15 protein-coding genes are annotated in these 15233 nt (G+C 39.9%); 9 read left to right on the forward strand and 6 right to left on the reverse strand.

Going from position 1 to position 15233, the window contains the following annotated elements; translation table 11 throughout:
- The first annotated feature begins 13 nt into the window (after positions 1–13).
- The 6 genes from HQM11_04710 (at position 14) to HQM11_04735 (ending at position 7569) form a co-directional block, all read left to right on the forward strand.
- Positions 14–1351, forward strand: coding sequence for a hypothetical protein (locus HQM11_04710; GenBank protein ID MBF0350306.1), 1338 nt, complete (start codon positions 14–16; stop codon positions 1349–1351).
- Between the two features lie 9 nt (positions 1352–1360).
- Positions 1361–2656 carry a hypothetical protein gene (locus tag HQM11_04715; GenBank protein ID MBF0350307.1) on the forward strand — a complete coding sequence of 432 codons (1296 nt, stop codon included), beginning with the start codon at positions 1361–1363 and terminating at the stop codon, positions 2654–2656.
- A gap of 60 nt (positions 2657–2716) precedes the next feature.
- Complete coding sequence (locus tag HQM11_04720) at positions 2717–4462, forward strand: acyl-CoA dehydrogenase family protein (GenBank protein MBF0350308.1); 1746 nt, start codon at positions 2717–2719, stop codon at positions 4460–4462.
- A 294-nt stretch (positions 4463–4756) separates the two neighbouring features.
- Entirely contained in the window at positions 4757–5671 is a 915-nt protein-coding gene (locus tag HQM11_04725) for a hypothetical protein (GenBank protein MBF0350309.1), read from the forward strand.
- A 49-nt stretch (positions 5672–5720) separates the two neighbouring features.
- Positions 5721–6629 (forward strand): patatin-like phospholipase family protein, encoded by a 909-nt coding sequence (locus HQM11_04730; GenBank protein MBF0350310.1) that lies wholly within the window; start codon positions 5721–5723, stop codon positions 6627–6629.
- A gap of 16 nt (positions 6630–6645) precedes the next feature.
- Positions 6646–7569, forward strand: coding sequence for a tyrosine-type recombinase/integrase (locus tag HQM11_04735; GenBank protein MBF0350311.1), 924 nt, complete (start codon positions 6646–6648; stop codon positions 7567–7569).
- 74 nt (positions 7570–7643) lie between these two features.
- On the opposite strand, the gene HQM11_04740 is transcribed toward HQM11_04735, so the two are convergent.
- The 5 genes from HQM11_04740 to HQM11_04760 all read right to left on the reverse strand — a co-directional run bounded on the left by HQM11_04740 (position 7644) and on the right by HQM11_04760 (position 10275).
- Complete coding sequence (locus tag HQM11_04740) at positions 7644–8117, reverse strand: helix-turn-helix domain-containing protein (GenBank protein ID MBF0350312.1); 474 nt, start codon at positions 8115–8117, stop codon at positions 7644–7646.
- 142 nt (positions 8118–8259) lie between these two features.
- Positions 8260–8883, reverse strand: coding sequence for a YggT family protein (locus HQM11_04745; protein MBF0350313.1), 624 nt, complete (start codon positions 8881–8883; stop codon positions 8260–8262).
- Positions 8867–9253, reverse strand: coding sequence for an iron-sulfur cluster assembly accessory protein (locus tag HQM11_04750; GenBank protein MBF0350314.1), 387 nt, complete (start codon positions 9251–9253; stop codon positions 8867–8869). Before HQM11_04750 ends, HQM11_04745 begins: the two co-directional genes overlap by 17 nt.
- Before the next feature lie 41 nt (positions 9254–9294).
- Positions 9295–9954, reverse strand: coding sequence for a Grx4 family monothiol glutaredoxin (gene grxD, locus HQM11_04755; GenBank protein MBF0350315.1), 660 nt, complete (start codon positions 9952–9954; stop codon positions 9295–9297).
- A gap of 84 nt (positions 9955–10038) precedes the next feature.
- On the reverse strand, positions 10039–10275 hold the full coding sequence (locus HQM11_04760; protein ID MBF0350316.1) for a ferredoxin: 237 nt from the start codon (positions 10273–10275) through the stop codon (positions 10039–10041).
- A 279-nt stretch (positions 10276–10554) separates the two neighbouring features.
- On the opposite strand from HQM11_04760, the gene HQM11_04765 reads away from it, so the two are divergent.
- The 3 genes from HQM11_04765 to HQM11_04775 all read left to right on the forward strand — a co-directional run bounded on the left by HQM11_04765 (position 10555) and on the right by HQM11_04775 (position 13324).
- Positions 10555–11631 carry a MaoC family dehydratase gene (locus HQM11_04765; protein ID MBF0350317.1) on the forward strand — a complete coding sequence of 359 codons (1077 nt, stop codon included), beginning with the start codon at positions 10555–10557 and terminating at the stop codon, positions 11629–11631.
- Between the two features lie 71 nt (positions 11632–11702).
- Positions 11703–12810 (forward strand): peptide chain release factor 2 gene (prfB, locus tag HQM11_04770; protein ID MBF0350318.1). Its coding sequence is split into 2 segments (ribosomal slippage): positions 11703–11762 and positions 11764–12810, totalling 1107 coding nucleotides; the frame shifts between segments, so codons are not numbered across the junction.
- 22 nt (positions 12811–12832) lie between these two features.
- The gene (locus tag HQM11_04775) at positions 12833–13324 is read left to right on the forward strand and encodes a YajQ family cyclic di-GMP-binding protein (GenBank protein ID MBF0350319.1); all 492 of its coding nucleotides are present in this window, start codon (positions 12833–12835) and stop codon (positions 13322–13324) included.
- A 2-nt stretch (positions 13325–13326) separates the two neighbouring features.
- Here HQM11_04775 and HQM11_04780 read toward each other — a convergent pair whose 3' ends face one another.
- Positions 13327–15132 (reverse strand): response regulator, encoded by a 1806-nt coding sequence (locus HQM11_04780; GenBank protein ID MBF0350320.1) that lies wholly within the window; start codon positions 15130–15132, stop codon positions 13327–13329.
- Positions 15133–15233: the final 101 nt, after the last annotated feature.

Consider the following 15233-nt stretch of genomic DNA (forward strand, 5'->3'; position numbering starts at 1 on the left):
GACTATGATGACTATGAAAATTGCACAATTTTTTCTGATATTATTCAGTTTCACGTTTTTGTTAGGCAGTTGTTCTGAAGATGCTGACAAAAATTGTCAAAACCTTCTGGATGAACAGCGTTATTCTGAAGTCGCCAATGCTTCTGCGTGTGATAGCTATGAACGGGCTAGTGCTTATTTGGGCTTAGCTGGCTTTGGATTCGCTTCTTTCCTGACAGAAGATGCTACTGACAATTTGAGTAAAACGTTGGGGCTTGATCAATATACAGAGAAAAAAGGTAATCTGGAGGATTGGAAAGATAATGACAAAGGTGTATTGCAATATTATGAAAAGGCACTTTGCCTGGTAGGACCTGACAGTTTTGTACAGGTGCTGATTGATGAGGGCAAATGTGAAAGCGGAAATCGAAATATTAATGAAAATCGTGCACGACGTGATTTGGAAATCTCATTTTTTGGCATATTGGGAGAATTGATTGTTCGGATGTATGGGGAATTGGACATTGATCGGGATGGTACTATTTCAGAAGATGAACTAAACCAATTCAGTGGAGTTGATTCCAGTGTGACTGTTAGTAACAGCGAAGCATCGAGTCTGACTCCTGATAATGATACCATGCAGTTGGTTATGAAAACTGGCACAGTCTATCTGATGGATATCAATAATGGGAAATGCCTGTTCATGAATAGAAATTTTACTGGTGTTGTTCCGTCAAATTTCAGCACATCAGCCAGCATTTTCAGTTGTCCATTCTCAACGGCTTCCAGCATTGATAGCCTTGTGCCATTAATCAAAGTGGATGGTCTAACAAATATTTTTTCTTCGGGTGTTGATTTTACTGTTCCCTTAACATTTCTAAATGTTTATGTTCAGCGGGCTGTGGCTCTGGATGAAGATTTAAGCGACATTGGATTTGCTGAAGACAGTGAATTTCGTAAAGCAATGAATGAATCTGTAGAAAAATTGGATAACGGTGGAACCTGTGATAATACAGCCTCAAGAATTTTCGGATTGATTGAAAGTATTGCGCGAAATGCGGCGACCAGTTCAACAAATCTTTCACAAAAAAATCTATTAAGTATCAGTGAAATCAGAAAATTAAACTCAACGGTGGCGATCCCAAGTGTTAATTGTGGAACATTCATTCCCGGTTGTAAAGCTCAAGTCACTGATGGGCGCTTGATCTATAAGAAATCTGCTGGAGTATATACCGATAATTATCTCGATTCAGATAAAGCAACCATTGAAAGCGCCCTCAGTACAATTTTGGAGTTAACAACAGAATCCAATGTAACTTCAGGTACTCGCGAAATCACATTTCAAGAACTTTTGTGTTTGAGTGAAGAGTAAGAACGAAAGATGTTACTGCAAAAAGGCTTGATCGGGCATATTTTGCTTTTGTTGCTGACAGTTACATGTCCAGGCAATATATACGCTGAGTCAGATCCTTTTTACATTATTGCCGCTGGTGATTTAAGAGGTGAAATACAACCCTGCGGATGTAGCGAAGATGGCGATCTGGGTGGATTATTGAGAAGAGATTCTTATTTGGCTCAGTCCAGATCCCAAACACCTGGTCTCATCTACCTCGATCTTGGAAATAATTTTCCGCCCCCCTCTGAGCAAGGCTCTCTTAAAGTTGATCTGATTCAAAAATCCTTCAAATCGCTCAAACCACAAGTAATTCTGGTTGGTCCCAATGAATGGCTGTATGGACTAAAAACCATGGATACTTCCTTGCCATACCTTCTTAGCAACACATCAAAATCTGAATTTTTTCATGACGTTTTTATCTTGAATAAAGGAAAGGCCGGAGTTTGGGGGTTTGTTTCACCTTCTCAGCTTTATCAGAATAAAAATGATGAAAATACGATATATCCAGCATCCAGGGATTTAGTTGAACAATGGAACAAAAATAAAGCTGAGGTAAAAAAGAAAATTCTATTATTCCGGGGTAACTCCGAAGAATTGGCAATCTTTGAAAAAACTGGATGGTTTGATCTGATCATTACAGGAAACAACTTTGATGATGAATTGAACCAGATTCTGGAAATGAAAACGGCTTCAAATAGATACCCCTCGGTACCAACCAAGGGACAAGGTGTTGTTGTACTCTCACTCAAAGGCACTCATTGGAAAAACCAGGTAGAATGGTTGAATAATAAAATTCCAGATTCGTCAAATCTGATCAAACACTTCGAAGAGTACAATGAACAAGTGAAAGAGTTATTTTTTAAAAACCTTGAAAATATCGATACACACAAATTGGAAACCCCCTACACAGGCAACGAGGTCTGTAAAGCCTGCCATTTGGTCGAGTTTCAGATCTGGAGTCAATCCAGACACGCGCATGCGTTTGATACCCTGAAAAAAGTAAACAAACATTATGACCCGGAATGCGTCCAGTGCCATGTGGTTGGTTTGAACAAAAAAGGATTTGCCAGCATTGAACTAACCCCGGAATTAGCCAACGTCCAATGCGAAAATTGTCACGGTCCAGGAAAACTGCATACTCAAATGCCACAAAATAATCCTACGGCGCAACCTGCCGCCGCGGTTTGCACATCCTGCCACCATGGTGGTCATTCACCTCATTTTTCGTTTGAGATTTACTGGCCTAAAATTCAGCATCAAAAACAACCAGCCATAAAGTAGATTTGTTAACCGATATTTCGGAAAAATCGGAAAAATTATTTTTTAATGAAAGGTATGATCATGAAACAATTCCAGGTAACTCAACAACTATTTTCTACCCGTCAAAACCAGCAAAAAGGCAGAAACCATATGAAAGAATGGCAGACTGCATTGAAGAAAAATATTTATTCCAGAAATACGGAATTTAAACATAGCATTGAATTCTATTTTGGTGAAAATGCTAAAATCATACAGCAGAGAATGGAAGCGTTTGGAAAAATTGTGGTCGATGAACTGGAACCACTGGTCGATGAAAATGACTTCAGATTAAATCTGCCCAGATTGGAAGCGTTCAATGGAATAGGTGAATATATCAATCAAGTTATACACCATCCAACCTATGTTGCTGCAGGAGATATTATTTATGGAACAGAAATGATGCGTAAGGCCGCAGATCCTTCTACGTTTATGGAAAGTCTGTGTCTGTTTTTTTTAAGTTCCCATGCAGGCGAAGCCGGTCATAACTGCCCGGTTGCATGTACTGCAGGTATTATTCGGGTTTTAGGGAAATCAGAAAGAAATGCTGAGGCTGAATTTTACTTACAAAAATTGATGGAGCCTTCTTTTAAAAATAATTTTACGGGCGCCCAATTTGTGACTGAAGTACAGGGTGGCTCTGATGTCGCATTGAATGACTGCCGTGCTGTTCAAGACAGCGATGGAACGTGGCGAATTTATGGTGAAAAATGGTTTTGCTCCAACGCAAACGCTGATTTGATATTAATCACCGCCCGTTATGATGAATCAAATGAAGGAACAAAGGGGCTAGGCCTGTTCCTGATTCCAGCCTTGCTGAATGATGGTGAAAAAAATCAATATCGTATCCGTCGACTGAAGGAAAAACTGGGGACCAGAACCATGGCGTCTGGAGAAATAGATTTTGATGGTGCAATTGCGCGCCCTGTTGGTGAGGTCACTCAGGGATTCAAGATGTTGATGCAAAATGTCCTTCATCTTTCAAGAATTTATAACAGTATGGCCGCATTGGGAGCTGCACGGCGAGCTATTCAGATTGCCTATGATTATGCTGAACATCGTCGTGCGTTTGGACATGCCATTCTTAATTATCCTCTTGTACAAGAAAATCTGGTCAAATTACATGTAGAAAATATTGCGGCAATGTCATCAACTTTGGCAACAATTGATTTACAGGCAAAATATGATGCCGGTCAGATTTGTGGGGACTCGGTCTCTTTACTGCTGAGATTGCTGGCAAATTTGAATAAATATATCACAGCATTGTGGGGTGTGGAACACATCCATCATTCAATTGATGTCCTTGCGGGTAATGGTGCTATCGAAAGTTTTTCCAGTCTGCCCAGATTGCTGAGAGACAGTATTGTGATTGAAAATTGGGAAGGAACACACAATACACTGAAAATGCAGATTCTGAGAGATCTTCACAAATATCGGATTGATGAGATTTTTATGCGGCATGTAGAAAATGAATTATCAGAGATTCATTCAGACCCACCTGCTAAAACAGAAATATTGAATCAGTTGAATAAAACGCGTGAAATGATACAGAATATGAAACAATCCACTGAGATTCTGCAAACATTACAGATTCATCAGGTGACAGAACAGATGATTCTTATATTCTGTGCGTTGAGTTTGCTCAAAGAGGGAATGCACCAGCAACAACAGCAAATATCCAGCAAACTCAATGCGCTGGAATATCTGATACTTATTCATTTTGGAAACAGAAAGCCTGACTTGAATCAGGCCTATCTGGATTTGATTCAAAAAATTATCAGAAATTTCTGATAATTTTTAGACATCATAATTATCAACATGATCGTTATAACTCAGTCGTCCCAAGACTAGTCCTGAAACAGCAATGAGTGTTGTGAACAGGCTTTTGTTAGAAAACACAAAGGCGATGAGTACAAATCCACAAAGAATCGTATATCGAACAATTCGATTGGATTTAAATTGATGTAAAAATTCATCCATATCAGTGAACCTTGATAAAGGTTAATAAAACAGAATTCATATCAAACCTAGAAAAATTGGCAGAAATTAGCAATACTTTCTCAAGCAACTTTTGAATTCAGGAATATGTTTTCTTATTTGGTGTGCGTCAAGTTGGATAATAACCATGAAAATCTTGTTGATTTTCTTGAAAAACGCTGGAAAGTCAGAATCATAAGCCAATTGGAGGACTGCCTCAATTTTGAGATGTACCAGAAAGTGATTTTGATTACCGATGCAATTAATCATACCCTGATATCAAAGGTACAGCAGTTTCATTCTTTCCTTGAGTTGATTTTACTGAGTGAGCAAACAATCGATGCGCTACTCCCATGGTTTGAATCAGGAATATGTAAACATTTGGTTGCGTTAAGAAATGATCAGCAAATCATGCGCTGGGAATTAAACACCGTGATTCATAATTTGTTGCATGATCCGCCATTAATCCATCATTTTGATTTGCCGGTTGAAAATCCTGTTAATGCGAATATTTGTTATTCAGATGATCGTTTTCAGATAATTGATGAAATTACAGATATTGTGCCTAAAGAACAAATTCGTTATCCCAAAATGATTCGTGGAATTCGCAGCGCTTTGGAAGAACTGATTTCCAATGCGTTTTATGATGCTCCTGTTGATCAAGAAGGACAACATCTCTATTTTTTGCAGGATAGAGTTCATCCTGTCCGACTATCGTCTGAGAAGCCTGTCAGTATTCAATATGGTTTGAACGAAAATGTTCTATGGGTTAGTGTCAAGGATTGTTACGGCAGTCTTAATCCGGTAAAACTGTTCGAAATCTTGAATTGTTATTACACCAATCGGGGTGTTTCGTTGCGCCAGGGGGATGGCGGTGCTGGATTTGGTTTGTTGATCATTTACCAAAGTGTGTCAGGTCTTACCATTCGTGTGAATCCTGGTAAATATACAGAATTAACGACCTGTTTTATTTTGAATGAAACAACCAGGAACCGGAAATATAAAAGTCTTAGTATTTTTTGAGGTGCAGACGGTTTGACCTGAAATAAACCCTCTTTCTAAAAGGATAGACATGGCAAACACTGAGGAACAAAAAATAACATTAGGACTGGCTCTCAGCGGCGGAGTTGCCCGGGGGATCGCACACATTGGTGTGTTGAAAGCCTTGGAAGAACATGATCTTGTGCCCGATTTTATCAGTGCCAACAGTAGTGGTGCGGTCATTGGCTCATTGTATGCGTTTGGAATGAAACCCGAACAGATCAGGGACCTCGCAACCACCATTCGCTGGTTTGATATCTCAGGTCTCGCCATTTCGAAAATGGGGTTGCTGTCCAATGATGATATTCGCAAATTCATGGAAAAACATATTGGAGATTCAAAAATTGAAGATTCACCCATTCCTTTGGCCATCATGACCACCGACATCAGTACCGGGGAAAAAGTGGTTTTGAGAGAAGGGCAGGTTTCTCAGGCCATTATGGCAACAACCTGCATTCCCGGGATTTTCATTCCTAAACCTATCAATGGTCGATTGCTGGTAGATGGCGCTATTGTGGAAAATATTCCGGTCTCTCCTCTTCTGGAAATGGGTGCCGATGTGATAGTCGGAGTGAACCTCAATTTTCCAAGGAAGTTTCAACAACCTGATGGTTTGGTCGATACGTTCCTGAACGCTATGAGCATCTCTGTGGATATGGTTTCTACTTTTCAGACCAAGCATGTTGTGGATGTGATGATCGGACTCGATCTTGCGCACTATCCCAGAACTGGTGTAGGGAACGCCTGGGAACTATATGCTGAGGGATATCGAGGTGGAATGCTTGCCGTAAAAAAAATCAAAGCTGTTATCAAAAAAAAGCAACCCTCGTCACTTAAAAAATTAACCCAAAAACTAAAAGATCGCCGAACCAGAGAAACACCTGATCAAACGCAGGATGATTCTGATGAATCCTCCACCAAAATGCTGCCATCTCCATAATTTTTCAGGTTGAACCATGAATCAAAAAATACTGGAAGGAATATTGGAGCAGTACCAAACATATCTACTGGTTGAAAAACGAAACGCTGAAAACACAATCGCCCACTATATGTCACGGGTTCATTATTTCATAAATTTCTGTTTTCTAAATCAACACCAGTTATTTTTTACGGAGGAATGGGATCTGTCAGCCATTGATAAAAGAGTGGTGGAGATTTTCAACAGGGAACATGTCACCAAAAAATCATGGAAAGAATCCTCTGTGCAAGTATATGAGCGAAGTATAAAACTTTTTTTGCGGTTTCTGGTAAAAAAAGACTATATTTCCTATAATCCCTTAAAAACTTATATCATCAAACCATCCATTGTTTCATCATCTGAAGAAATCGAATTTCCCTCCTCAAAAATTCATTCTTTTTTCAATATCCCGTTAAAAAGTTTTTATCAGATCAGAAATAGGCTATTGTTTGAGTTTGTTTATTCTATGGGGATGATGCCATCAAAAATGGCTAGAATGACGGAATTAAAGATTATTGGAAACAATCGGATTCATGTCTGCTTCAAGGGGAAGAGAGATCTGGAAATGCCAGCAGGCGAGGATACAATCAAACTGATTGAAAGTTATATGTCGCTAAAAAATGAGGAAATCCCGAAAAGTTCTGATGAGTGTTTTTGGGTGAAAAAAGATGGAAAAGGGCTCACCCCCGGAAATATTTCAAATATTTTAGGCAAGGAAATATCAAAATTGGATGAACATCTGAAACCCAAAGATCTTAGAAAGATGGGTGCGCTTCATTTCGCTGAAAACGGGGCGGATGTTCGTTCAATCCAGACTTTTCAAGGAAGTAAACGACTGAGTCCTGTCCAGGAAATGAACGTACCTGAATTCAATGACATACAAGAGATTTTCAAAAGAACTCATCTTCGAAATAAAGTATAGTCTGAGTTTAACCTCTGCTTTATGCCAGCAAAGCAGAGGTTATTGATTCCATTAAATTTCTAGATCGGGAAAACTCATTGAACCTGCTGACGTTTTTTAGAAGCCCTTACAGGTGGTTTGTTCTTTTTAATTTTGAATTTGAGCATATACCTTACAATTTTGTGGACAGTTTTATATTTGACATCCAGTTGTTTTTCATCCTTAAGCCACAGCCAAATAGACTTATAACTTTCAAAACTTCCCGGTTTTTCAAGTTTTTGTTTTAATTCTTCCAGAACATCTGCCGGAATCGATAATTTCCGATTGGGTTTAGTTTTGATTTGCAGTAATTCAGGAACTCCTCCCTGCTCATAAGCGGCCAGCCAACGTCCAATCGTATTCCTGTCAACTGCCAGAATAGCTCCTGCTTCTTTCATCGTTTTGACCTGTCCCGATTTTAGCATATATAACATATTGATTCTTTGCTTTTTTCGGGAATTTTTTTCATTTTTGAGAATATTTTTAAGCTCTTCTGCTGATTCTTGTATACCTGGGATTTTTCGTTTCATAGTAATTCCTTTCTAATTAATTAAATTTTGGTAAAAGGAAAATAGTCCATTACCAACTTCCCCTTTTCTAATCCAACAAGTTTATTGAGAAAAAGCAAGTGTGATTTCGGAAAATTCGGAAAATTCGGAAAAAAAAGAAATTTCAAATGACACATAGTCGTATTGGAAACGATAGCATGAAGCCATAACGGAACAATGGCGTAATTACCAGCATGTCTACAAGCAGGAAAAAAGATATGCCAAGCCATGGCGATAAATCAATTTTTGTTCTGGGTAAGTATTGTTGTAACGGCGTAATGAGTGGATCTGCCAGAACAAAAATGACTCTGACGAGAGGATTATTCATGGAGGGCGAAATCATCGTCAAAAAAATCCATGCAGCCAGGATAAAGATTAAAAACATAATCAGGGATTGAACAGTAAGGGCAATTCCCTGAATCAAGTGCCCTCCAAATTGGAGTAACATCGTGTTGATCTCTTCATGGGTCGTGAACGCGGCAATCGAACGCAGAGAGGCCGGGATTAAGACCTGAAGAAAAATTAAAAACAATAGTGAGGCATACACATCAAAATGCGACATGCGATGTGGCATCCAGCGCCGGCACCAATTCCAGTATGGACGAGTGATTCGCTGGATACGCAACACCAATGGATTGTATGGATCAGCGCCAACCCAGGTAATCATAATTGCGATAATTATGATCCATTTATAGATAAACAATCCCCAGCATGAAATCTGGGCGATTGTATCAAGCAGGGATGCCATTCAAATCCTTAACAGCGACAAAAGATTCACCACAACCACACTGATGTCCATAATTCAACTGTTTGAAGATAAAACCCTGCTCCATCAAATTTTTGTCCGCATAATCAATTTCGACAGAGCCCAGAATTTGTTCCAGATAATATCGATCCACGATGATACGGACGCCATTGGAAAAAAATTCCAGATCAGTTGCTGTTATTTCCGAAACAGGACTCCAGTCCAGTTCATATTTATATCCTGAGCATCCTCCGGGGCGTGCGCTAACACGCAGAAGGGATTGCTCCAGAGCATGATTTTCAGCAGCACAGGCATCTTTGAAAACTTGTGCGGCTTTTTCTGTGAGAATAATTTGTGGATTTTCCTGATCCATAAGTCTCATTCCATATTATTGAATTAATATTCAGTTTATGTTTAATACCGTGGCAGGGTCGGATCTACTGAAACAGCCCAGGCATCAATGCCCCCAGTGACATGATATACCTGCTGAAATCCTTCTGTAGTAAAAAAATGAGCGGCCTGTGCACTGCGTTGTGTTCCGATGTGACATAACACAATAAGGGGAGTGTTTCGATCCCAGGATGAAAGAATTTCTCCAACCTTGGATTGATCGAGAAATATTGAATTATCCAGATGAACCATCTCCCATTCTTCATAAGTTCTGACATCAAGAATTTGTGACTCCGGATAATCTTTAAGTATCTGAACCGCTTCTTCAGGTTGAACGTGTTTGACCTGTGCGGGTGGTGGTGGTGGTGTGATTTTCAGATCAGGATACGCCGCATTGAAGAGTTCAATCAATTCACCTGACTCTGACATTTCCTCAACAATATCACATCCCCCGACAAATTCCTGATTGATGTAGAGTTGTGGAATGGTGGGCCAATTGGCGTAATCCTTGATTCCCTGGCGAATATTTTCATCAGAAAATACATTGAAGGCTTTATAAGGTACATTCCAGGAATCCAGAACTTTACACACTCTTGCGGAAAAACCGCATTGGGGCATTTCCGGAGTGCCTTTCATGAACAAAAAAACAGGACTGCTACTAACAAGTTCCTTGATCTGCGCCATGGTATCCCCGACGGGAGAAGGAGATACAGACTGATTTCCTGAGACAACATTAAATTTCATAATACTCCTGCTTAAGGCTGATTTTTATTTTTCCCCATCATTGCCAATCGCATCTACCGGACAAGATTCCATGGCCTCCTGGCAATTAGATTCCTCCTCAGAGGTGATGGGTTGTTTATAAACATAGTCATGTCCATCTTCCAGATTAACAGTAAAATTATCCGGTGCTAATTCGGAACACAAATTACAGTCGATGCATTCTTCATCAACATAGTATTTGCCAGAGACATTGATTTCAAACTTACGAGTTTTGTCTGCCATTATTTTAAAGTATCCTTCCTGAATGAATGCAAAATCAAGCCTTAAATAGTACCAATAGTATGCTATATCATGGTAGCAATCGATAAAGAATGGCAAACCATAATTCAAGAATTTGGAGATGTCAACAGGATGTTCTGAAGATATGAATTAAAAAACAACAACTTGTGAGGTTTCCTATAGAAAGCCTTCCAAGATTTCAACTTGTACTTTTATTTTTAGAAATATAGTTTGCCACGAATTTTATTGTCAGCAATGATTTAAACTCAATGGAGGAAGACTATGGCTCAGACAAAAACAAACTCTGGTAATTTTTTTGAAGATTTTGAAACTGGAATGGTTATCAGGCATGCGCTTCCCCGGACACTGACGGAAGGCGACAATGCTCTTTATGTTGCTTTGACAGGAGAACGTTATCCTTTATACTGTTCTGCTGAATTTGCCCGGCAATTGGGGTTCAAACGGGAATTGATCAATGATCTGCTGGTGTTTCACACTGTTTTTGGAAAATCTGTTCCTGACATCAGTCTGAATGCTGTTGCAAACCTGGGTTATGCCGATGTTCGCTTTTTAATGCCGGTTTATCCTGGAGATACGCTTCGTGCGGAATCAACCGTGGTTGGGCGAAAAGAAAATTCTAACGGGAAAAATGGAAATGTGTATGTTCATACCAAAGGCTATAACCAGAGAAATGAATTGGTCATGCAGTTTTATCGCTGGGTAATGGTTCATAAACGAAATCCTGATGTTCCCTGTGACAGCCAGGATAAACCCGATCTTCCGCATGAATTGTCTGTAGCTCAGATCAAATTCCATGAAAACTTTAATCGGGGTGGCCTGGATACCATCGCGACAGGTGGGAAGTGGTTTTTTGAAGATTATGAAACTGGTGAACGCATTTATCATGTAGATGGTAGAACCATTGAAGAATCTGATCACATGCTGGCAACCAGTTCCTATCAAAACACAGCAAAGGTTCATTTCAATTCCCACCAAATGTCAAATTCCAGGTTTGGCAAGAGATTGATGTATGGCGGACATGTGATTTCAATAGCAAGGGCCCTGTCTTTCAATGGTCTGGAAAATGCTCTGGGAATTTTAGGTTGGAATGGTGGAAGTCATGTCGCACCAACTTTTGCGGGTGATACCATTTATTCCTGGTCTGATGTGCTGGACAAAAAAGATCTGAATTCCGATTTTGGCGCCTTGCGCACACGACTGGTTGGTATCAAAAATGTTGACCCTCAACAAAAAGGCGTTGAGCTTAAATTTACAGATTCTGAAACAGGCAAGGAAACTTATCATCCCAATGTGGTTCTGGATCTGGATTATTATATCCTGATGCCCAAACATAAATAATCATGGGTTGCTCTCAGCAACTCTCTTCAATTTCAAAATTTATAAATCATTTAATGTAGAAATGGAATTTCATGTTGAGCGAAGAATATCGGATGCAAATCAACGATATGTTCGAACGTGTGGGGAACCTAGAAGGGTATCTTTGACGTTGCGGACAAACAAAAATCTCTTGAACTACTTCAGAAGCAATCGTCTGAAGACACCTTCTGGCAACAACCCCAGGAGCAACGTACCGATGTCCTGAAGCAAATTTCACATCTGTCGGATCTTATCGATGAATGGAAGAAACTTGTTGATCTGAAGGACAACCTTGAAACGGCGCTGGAGTTGTATGATGAAACCCAGGAGGATGAATTTTTGGGTGAATTGAACCAGTATCGAACCAAATTGGAGGAGGAACTCAACAAACTTGAAATCATCAATCTGTTCACCGGGGCCAATGATGAAAAAAACGCGATTGTGACAATTCATCCCGGCGCTGGCGGTACAGAATCCACCGATTGGGCCTCCATGCTGTATAACATGTATCTGCGTTGGACCAATCATAATGGTTATGATGTGGATATTATGGATTTTCTGCCTGGTGATGAAGCTGGAATCAAATCAGTGACTTTTGAGGTTTCCGGCAAATATGCTTATGGCAATCTAAAGACCGAGACAGGGGTTCACCGGTTGGTGCGAATTTCTCCCTTTGACGCTAACAAACGCAGACACACTTCCTTTGCGTCAGTGTTTGTTTATGCGGATATTGACGAGGAAATCGCGATCGAAATCAATACTGAAGATCTAAAAATTGACACGTTCCGTGCGAGTGGTGCCGGTGGCCAGCATGTCAACACCACAGATTCCGCGATTCGTATCACGCATATGCCTTCAGGAATTGTGGTCCAGTGTCAAACTGAACGATCCCAGCATAAAAACAAATCTTCTGCTATGAAGATTTTAAAGGCCAAACTCTATGAAAAACAACAGGATTCATTGAGGGCGGAACGTGATAAACTGAACAGCACAAAACAGGAAATTGCGTGGGGGAGTCAGATTCGAAGTTATGTGCTTCAGCCATATCAATTGGTCAAAGACCATCGTACTGGATACGAAACGGGCAATTCTGGTGCGGTACTCGATGGAAAAATAGATGAGTTTATCAAAGAAGCCCTTGTTCAGAAAATTTGTGATTAACCTAAAGTGATGAGAAAAATTTATGTCAAGCTGTTCATTTGATATTGTTTGTGAAGTCAACCTTCAGGAACTCGACAATGGGGTCAATCAGGCTAAACGGGAAATTGAAACCCGTTATGATTTTAAAGGCAGTCATTGTGAGATCGAACTTGATAAGGAAAAATCATCGGTGTTGCTGACAGCGGATGATGACATGAAGATGAAAATGGTGATTGATATTTTATTGACCAAACTCATCAAACGATCTGTTCCTGTTAAATCCATTGTTTATGGAAAGACTGAGCCTACTGGACGTTTATTGAAAAAAACATTGACCGTTCAGCAGGGACTATCCAAAGAACAGTGTAAAAAAATCACAACGTGTATCAAGGATTCCAAACTCAAAGTGCAGGCACAGGTAATGGGCGAACAAGTTCGGGTTACCGGGAAAAGTAAGGATGATCTTCAGCAAATCATGGGATTGTTGAAAGGAATGGAACTGGATTTTGATCTTCAGTTTACAAATTACAGATAATTTCAGTTCATTGGCGTCTGAGTGATCTGTTTCACCGCATGGATCAGATCACTTTCCTGTGTGGCTGAGAGCATTAAAAATTCCAATCCGATGGTCCATTTATTGATGTAATCTTTTTTAACGCTGTTTTTCTGCCATATGACTTTGCAAATAATTTGTATGGGATCCAGTTCAATAGCATGACCATCTTTTTCTGGCAAAAATACAATTTCAGCAATTGTGGTTTCCCCCACTGTTAACGGTTCTTCCAACTCCATACGCATTCCAAACCTCGAAATATCCAGAGCGATCCCGGAAATCATGTTTTGCTTCATAAACAAGCGGGCCGGCGTATAGACATCAAACCTTGGCGTGCGTCGTCGTCGTTGTTGGTTGAGATAGTAACTGGTTTCTTCCACAACACCATCCCAGAAATAATCCTCAGGCGGATAACGCAAAAAATACCGGCAGCGTTGCAAATATTCACGCGTTATCACATCATCCGGATAAATCGCTTCACATTTTTCAAATAACTTTATGGCGTCTTCAAAGTGCTGACTTTTGTAGCGAATGATCCCTTCAAATAAAAATGCTTTGGTCTGCTGCTTTTTATCATAAATTTCAGGAGGATCATGATCAAAAACCTCAAAAATTGTAACAGGTACTCCTTTTCCCCGTATTTTAACCGTATCAATTTCACGAATGGCATAATCATCATCATTGATTTCCGCATGACTGTATCCCGTGATCAGAATACCGGCTTTGTATTGTTTGGTCAGTTGTTCCAGACGGGCAGAGATATTCACATGATCGCCCACCACGGTTGAATCCATCCTGTTTATGGTACCCAATGCGCCGACGACGACAGCACCTGTATTGATTCCCACTCCAAAATGTATAGGTGGAAATTCTTTGGAACGATGTGCATTGTGATGTTGAATGGCTCTGTGCATTTCTATAGCAGACTGAATAGCTCTGTTGACCGAATTTTCTCTATCAAACAGTGCCATGATCCCATCGCCTATAAACTTGTCAATGAAGCCCCCATGATCAGTGATCAACGGTTCCATCATGGTGAGGTATTCATTGAGAAATTCGAAGTTTTTTCGAGGAGTCATTTGTTCTGATATGCGGGTATAGGAGCGAATATCAGAAAATAAAATGGTCAAAACTTCTTGATGACAATAACCCGGTGTCAAAAAATCAACGCCTTCCGCATAGATACGCTGGAGAAATTGTTTGGGAACAAACACCTGAAACATTTTTGTGGTTTTTTCCTGTTCTAGTCGTGAGGCGATCAATTCACTGTTGGTTTCTTCAAGTTTCTGTTTGGCTGTTTTTAATTCTTCAGCCGTCCTGATGGCATTATCCGCAATCATGTATTGGATAGAAAGAGCCTCATTCAGTTCCGCTGTTTTAAGAGCGAGATCTCTTCTTTGTTCATATAAACTGACAAAAATACGGACTTTGCTTTCCAGAATATAAGGATCAAAGGGTTTAGACAGAAAATCAACGGCGCCATGTTCATAACCTTTGAAGATATAATGATCTTCACGGAAAATGGCGGTGATGAAAATGATGGGAACATTGCGGGACAGGTCATGCTCCCTGATTCTTGCCGCAATCTCAAAACCATCAAGATCCGGCATTTGGATATCCAGTAAAACCAATGCCAGATCTTGCTCATGCGCAATCTCTATCGCACGTTTTCCTGAGGATGCGGTATAAATTTGAATGTTGAGAGACTTCAGGATGGCTTGTGTCAGAAACAGGTTTTCCTCACGATCATCTACAATCAGGATTTGAGGTGCAGGATAATTTTTAGCCATTGTGAATCTACAATAAAGTTCAAATTTTTAAACTATTCAATGATTTTTCCATAACAAACGAGATCGGAGATGTCGAATTAATTGTTGCGATCACAATGAGA

This window comes from SAR324 cluster bacterium (assembly GCA_015232315.1).
Classification (GTDB): domain Bacteria; phylum SAR324; class SAR324; order SAR324; family NAC60-12; genus JADFZZ01.

Excerpts from the sequence above, each read along its gene's own strand:
- HQM11_04710 (MBF0350306.1), top strand. The coding sequence starts at position 14 with ATGAAAATTGCACAATTTTTTCTGATATTATTCAGTTTCACGTTTTTG.
- HQM11_04715 (MBF0350307.1), top strand. The coding sequence starts at position 1,361 with ATGTTACTGCAAAAAGGCTTGATCGGGCATATTTTGCTTTTGTTGCTG.
- HQM11_04720 (MBF0350308.1), top strand. The coding sequence starts at position 2,717 with ATGAAACAATTCCAGGTAACTCAACAACTATTTTCTACCCGTCAAAAC.
- HQM11_04725 (MBF0350309.1), top strand. The coding sequence starts at position 4,757 with ATGTTTTCTTATTTGGTGTGCGTCAAGTTGGATAATAACCATGAAAAT.
- HQM11_04730 (MBF0350310.1), top strand. The coding sequence starts at position 5,721 with ATGGCAAACACTGAGGAACAAAAAATAACATTAGGACTGGCTCTCAGC.
- HQM11_04735 (MBF0350311.1), top strand. The coding sequence starts at position 6,646 with ATGAATCAAAAAATACTGGAAGGAATATTGGAGCAGTACCAAACATAT.
- HQM11_04740 (MBF0350312.1), bottom strand. The coding sequence starts at position 8,117 with ATGAAACGAAAAATCCCAGGTATACAAGAATCAGCAGAAGAGCTTAAA.
- HQM11_04745 (MBF0350313.1), bottom strand. The coding sequence starts at position 8,883 with ATGGCATCCCTGCTTGATACAATCGCCCAGATTTCATGCTGGGGATTG.
- HQM11_04750 (MBF0350314.1), bottom strand. The coding sequence starts at position 9,253 with ATGGATCAGGAAAATCCACAAATTATTCTCACAGAAAAAGCCGCACAA.
- grxD (MBF0350315.1), bottom strand. The coding sequence starts at position 9,954 with ATGGCGCAGATCAAGGAACTTGTTAGTAGCAGTCCTGTTTTTTTGTTC.
- HQM11_04760 (MBF0350316.1), bottom strand. The coding sequence starts at position 10,275 with ATGGCAGACAAAACTCGTAAGTTTGAAATCAATGTCTCTGGCAAATAC.
- HQM11_04765 (MBF0350317.1), top strand. The coding sequence starts at position 10,555 with ATGGCTCAGACAAAAACAAACTCTGGTAATTTTTTTGAAGATTTTGAA.
- HQM11_04775 (MBF0350319.1), top strand. The coding sequence starts at position 12,833 with ATGTCAAGCTGTTCATTTGATATTGTTTGTGAAGTCAACCTTCAGGAA.
- HQM11_04780 (MBF0350320.1), bottom strand. The coding sequence starts at position 15,132 with ATGGCTAAAAATTATCCTGCACCTCAAATCCTGATTGTAGATGATCGT.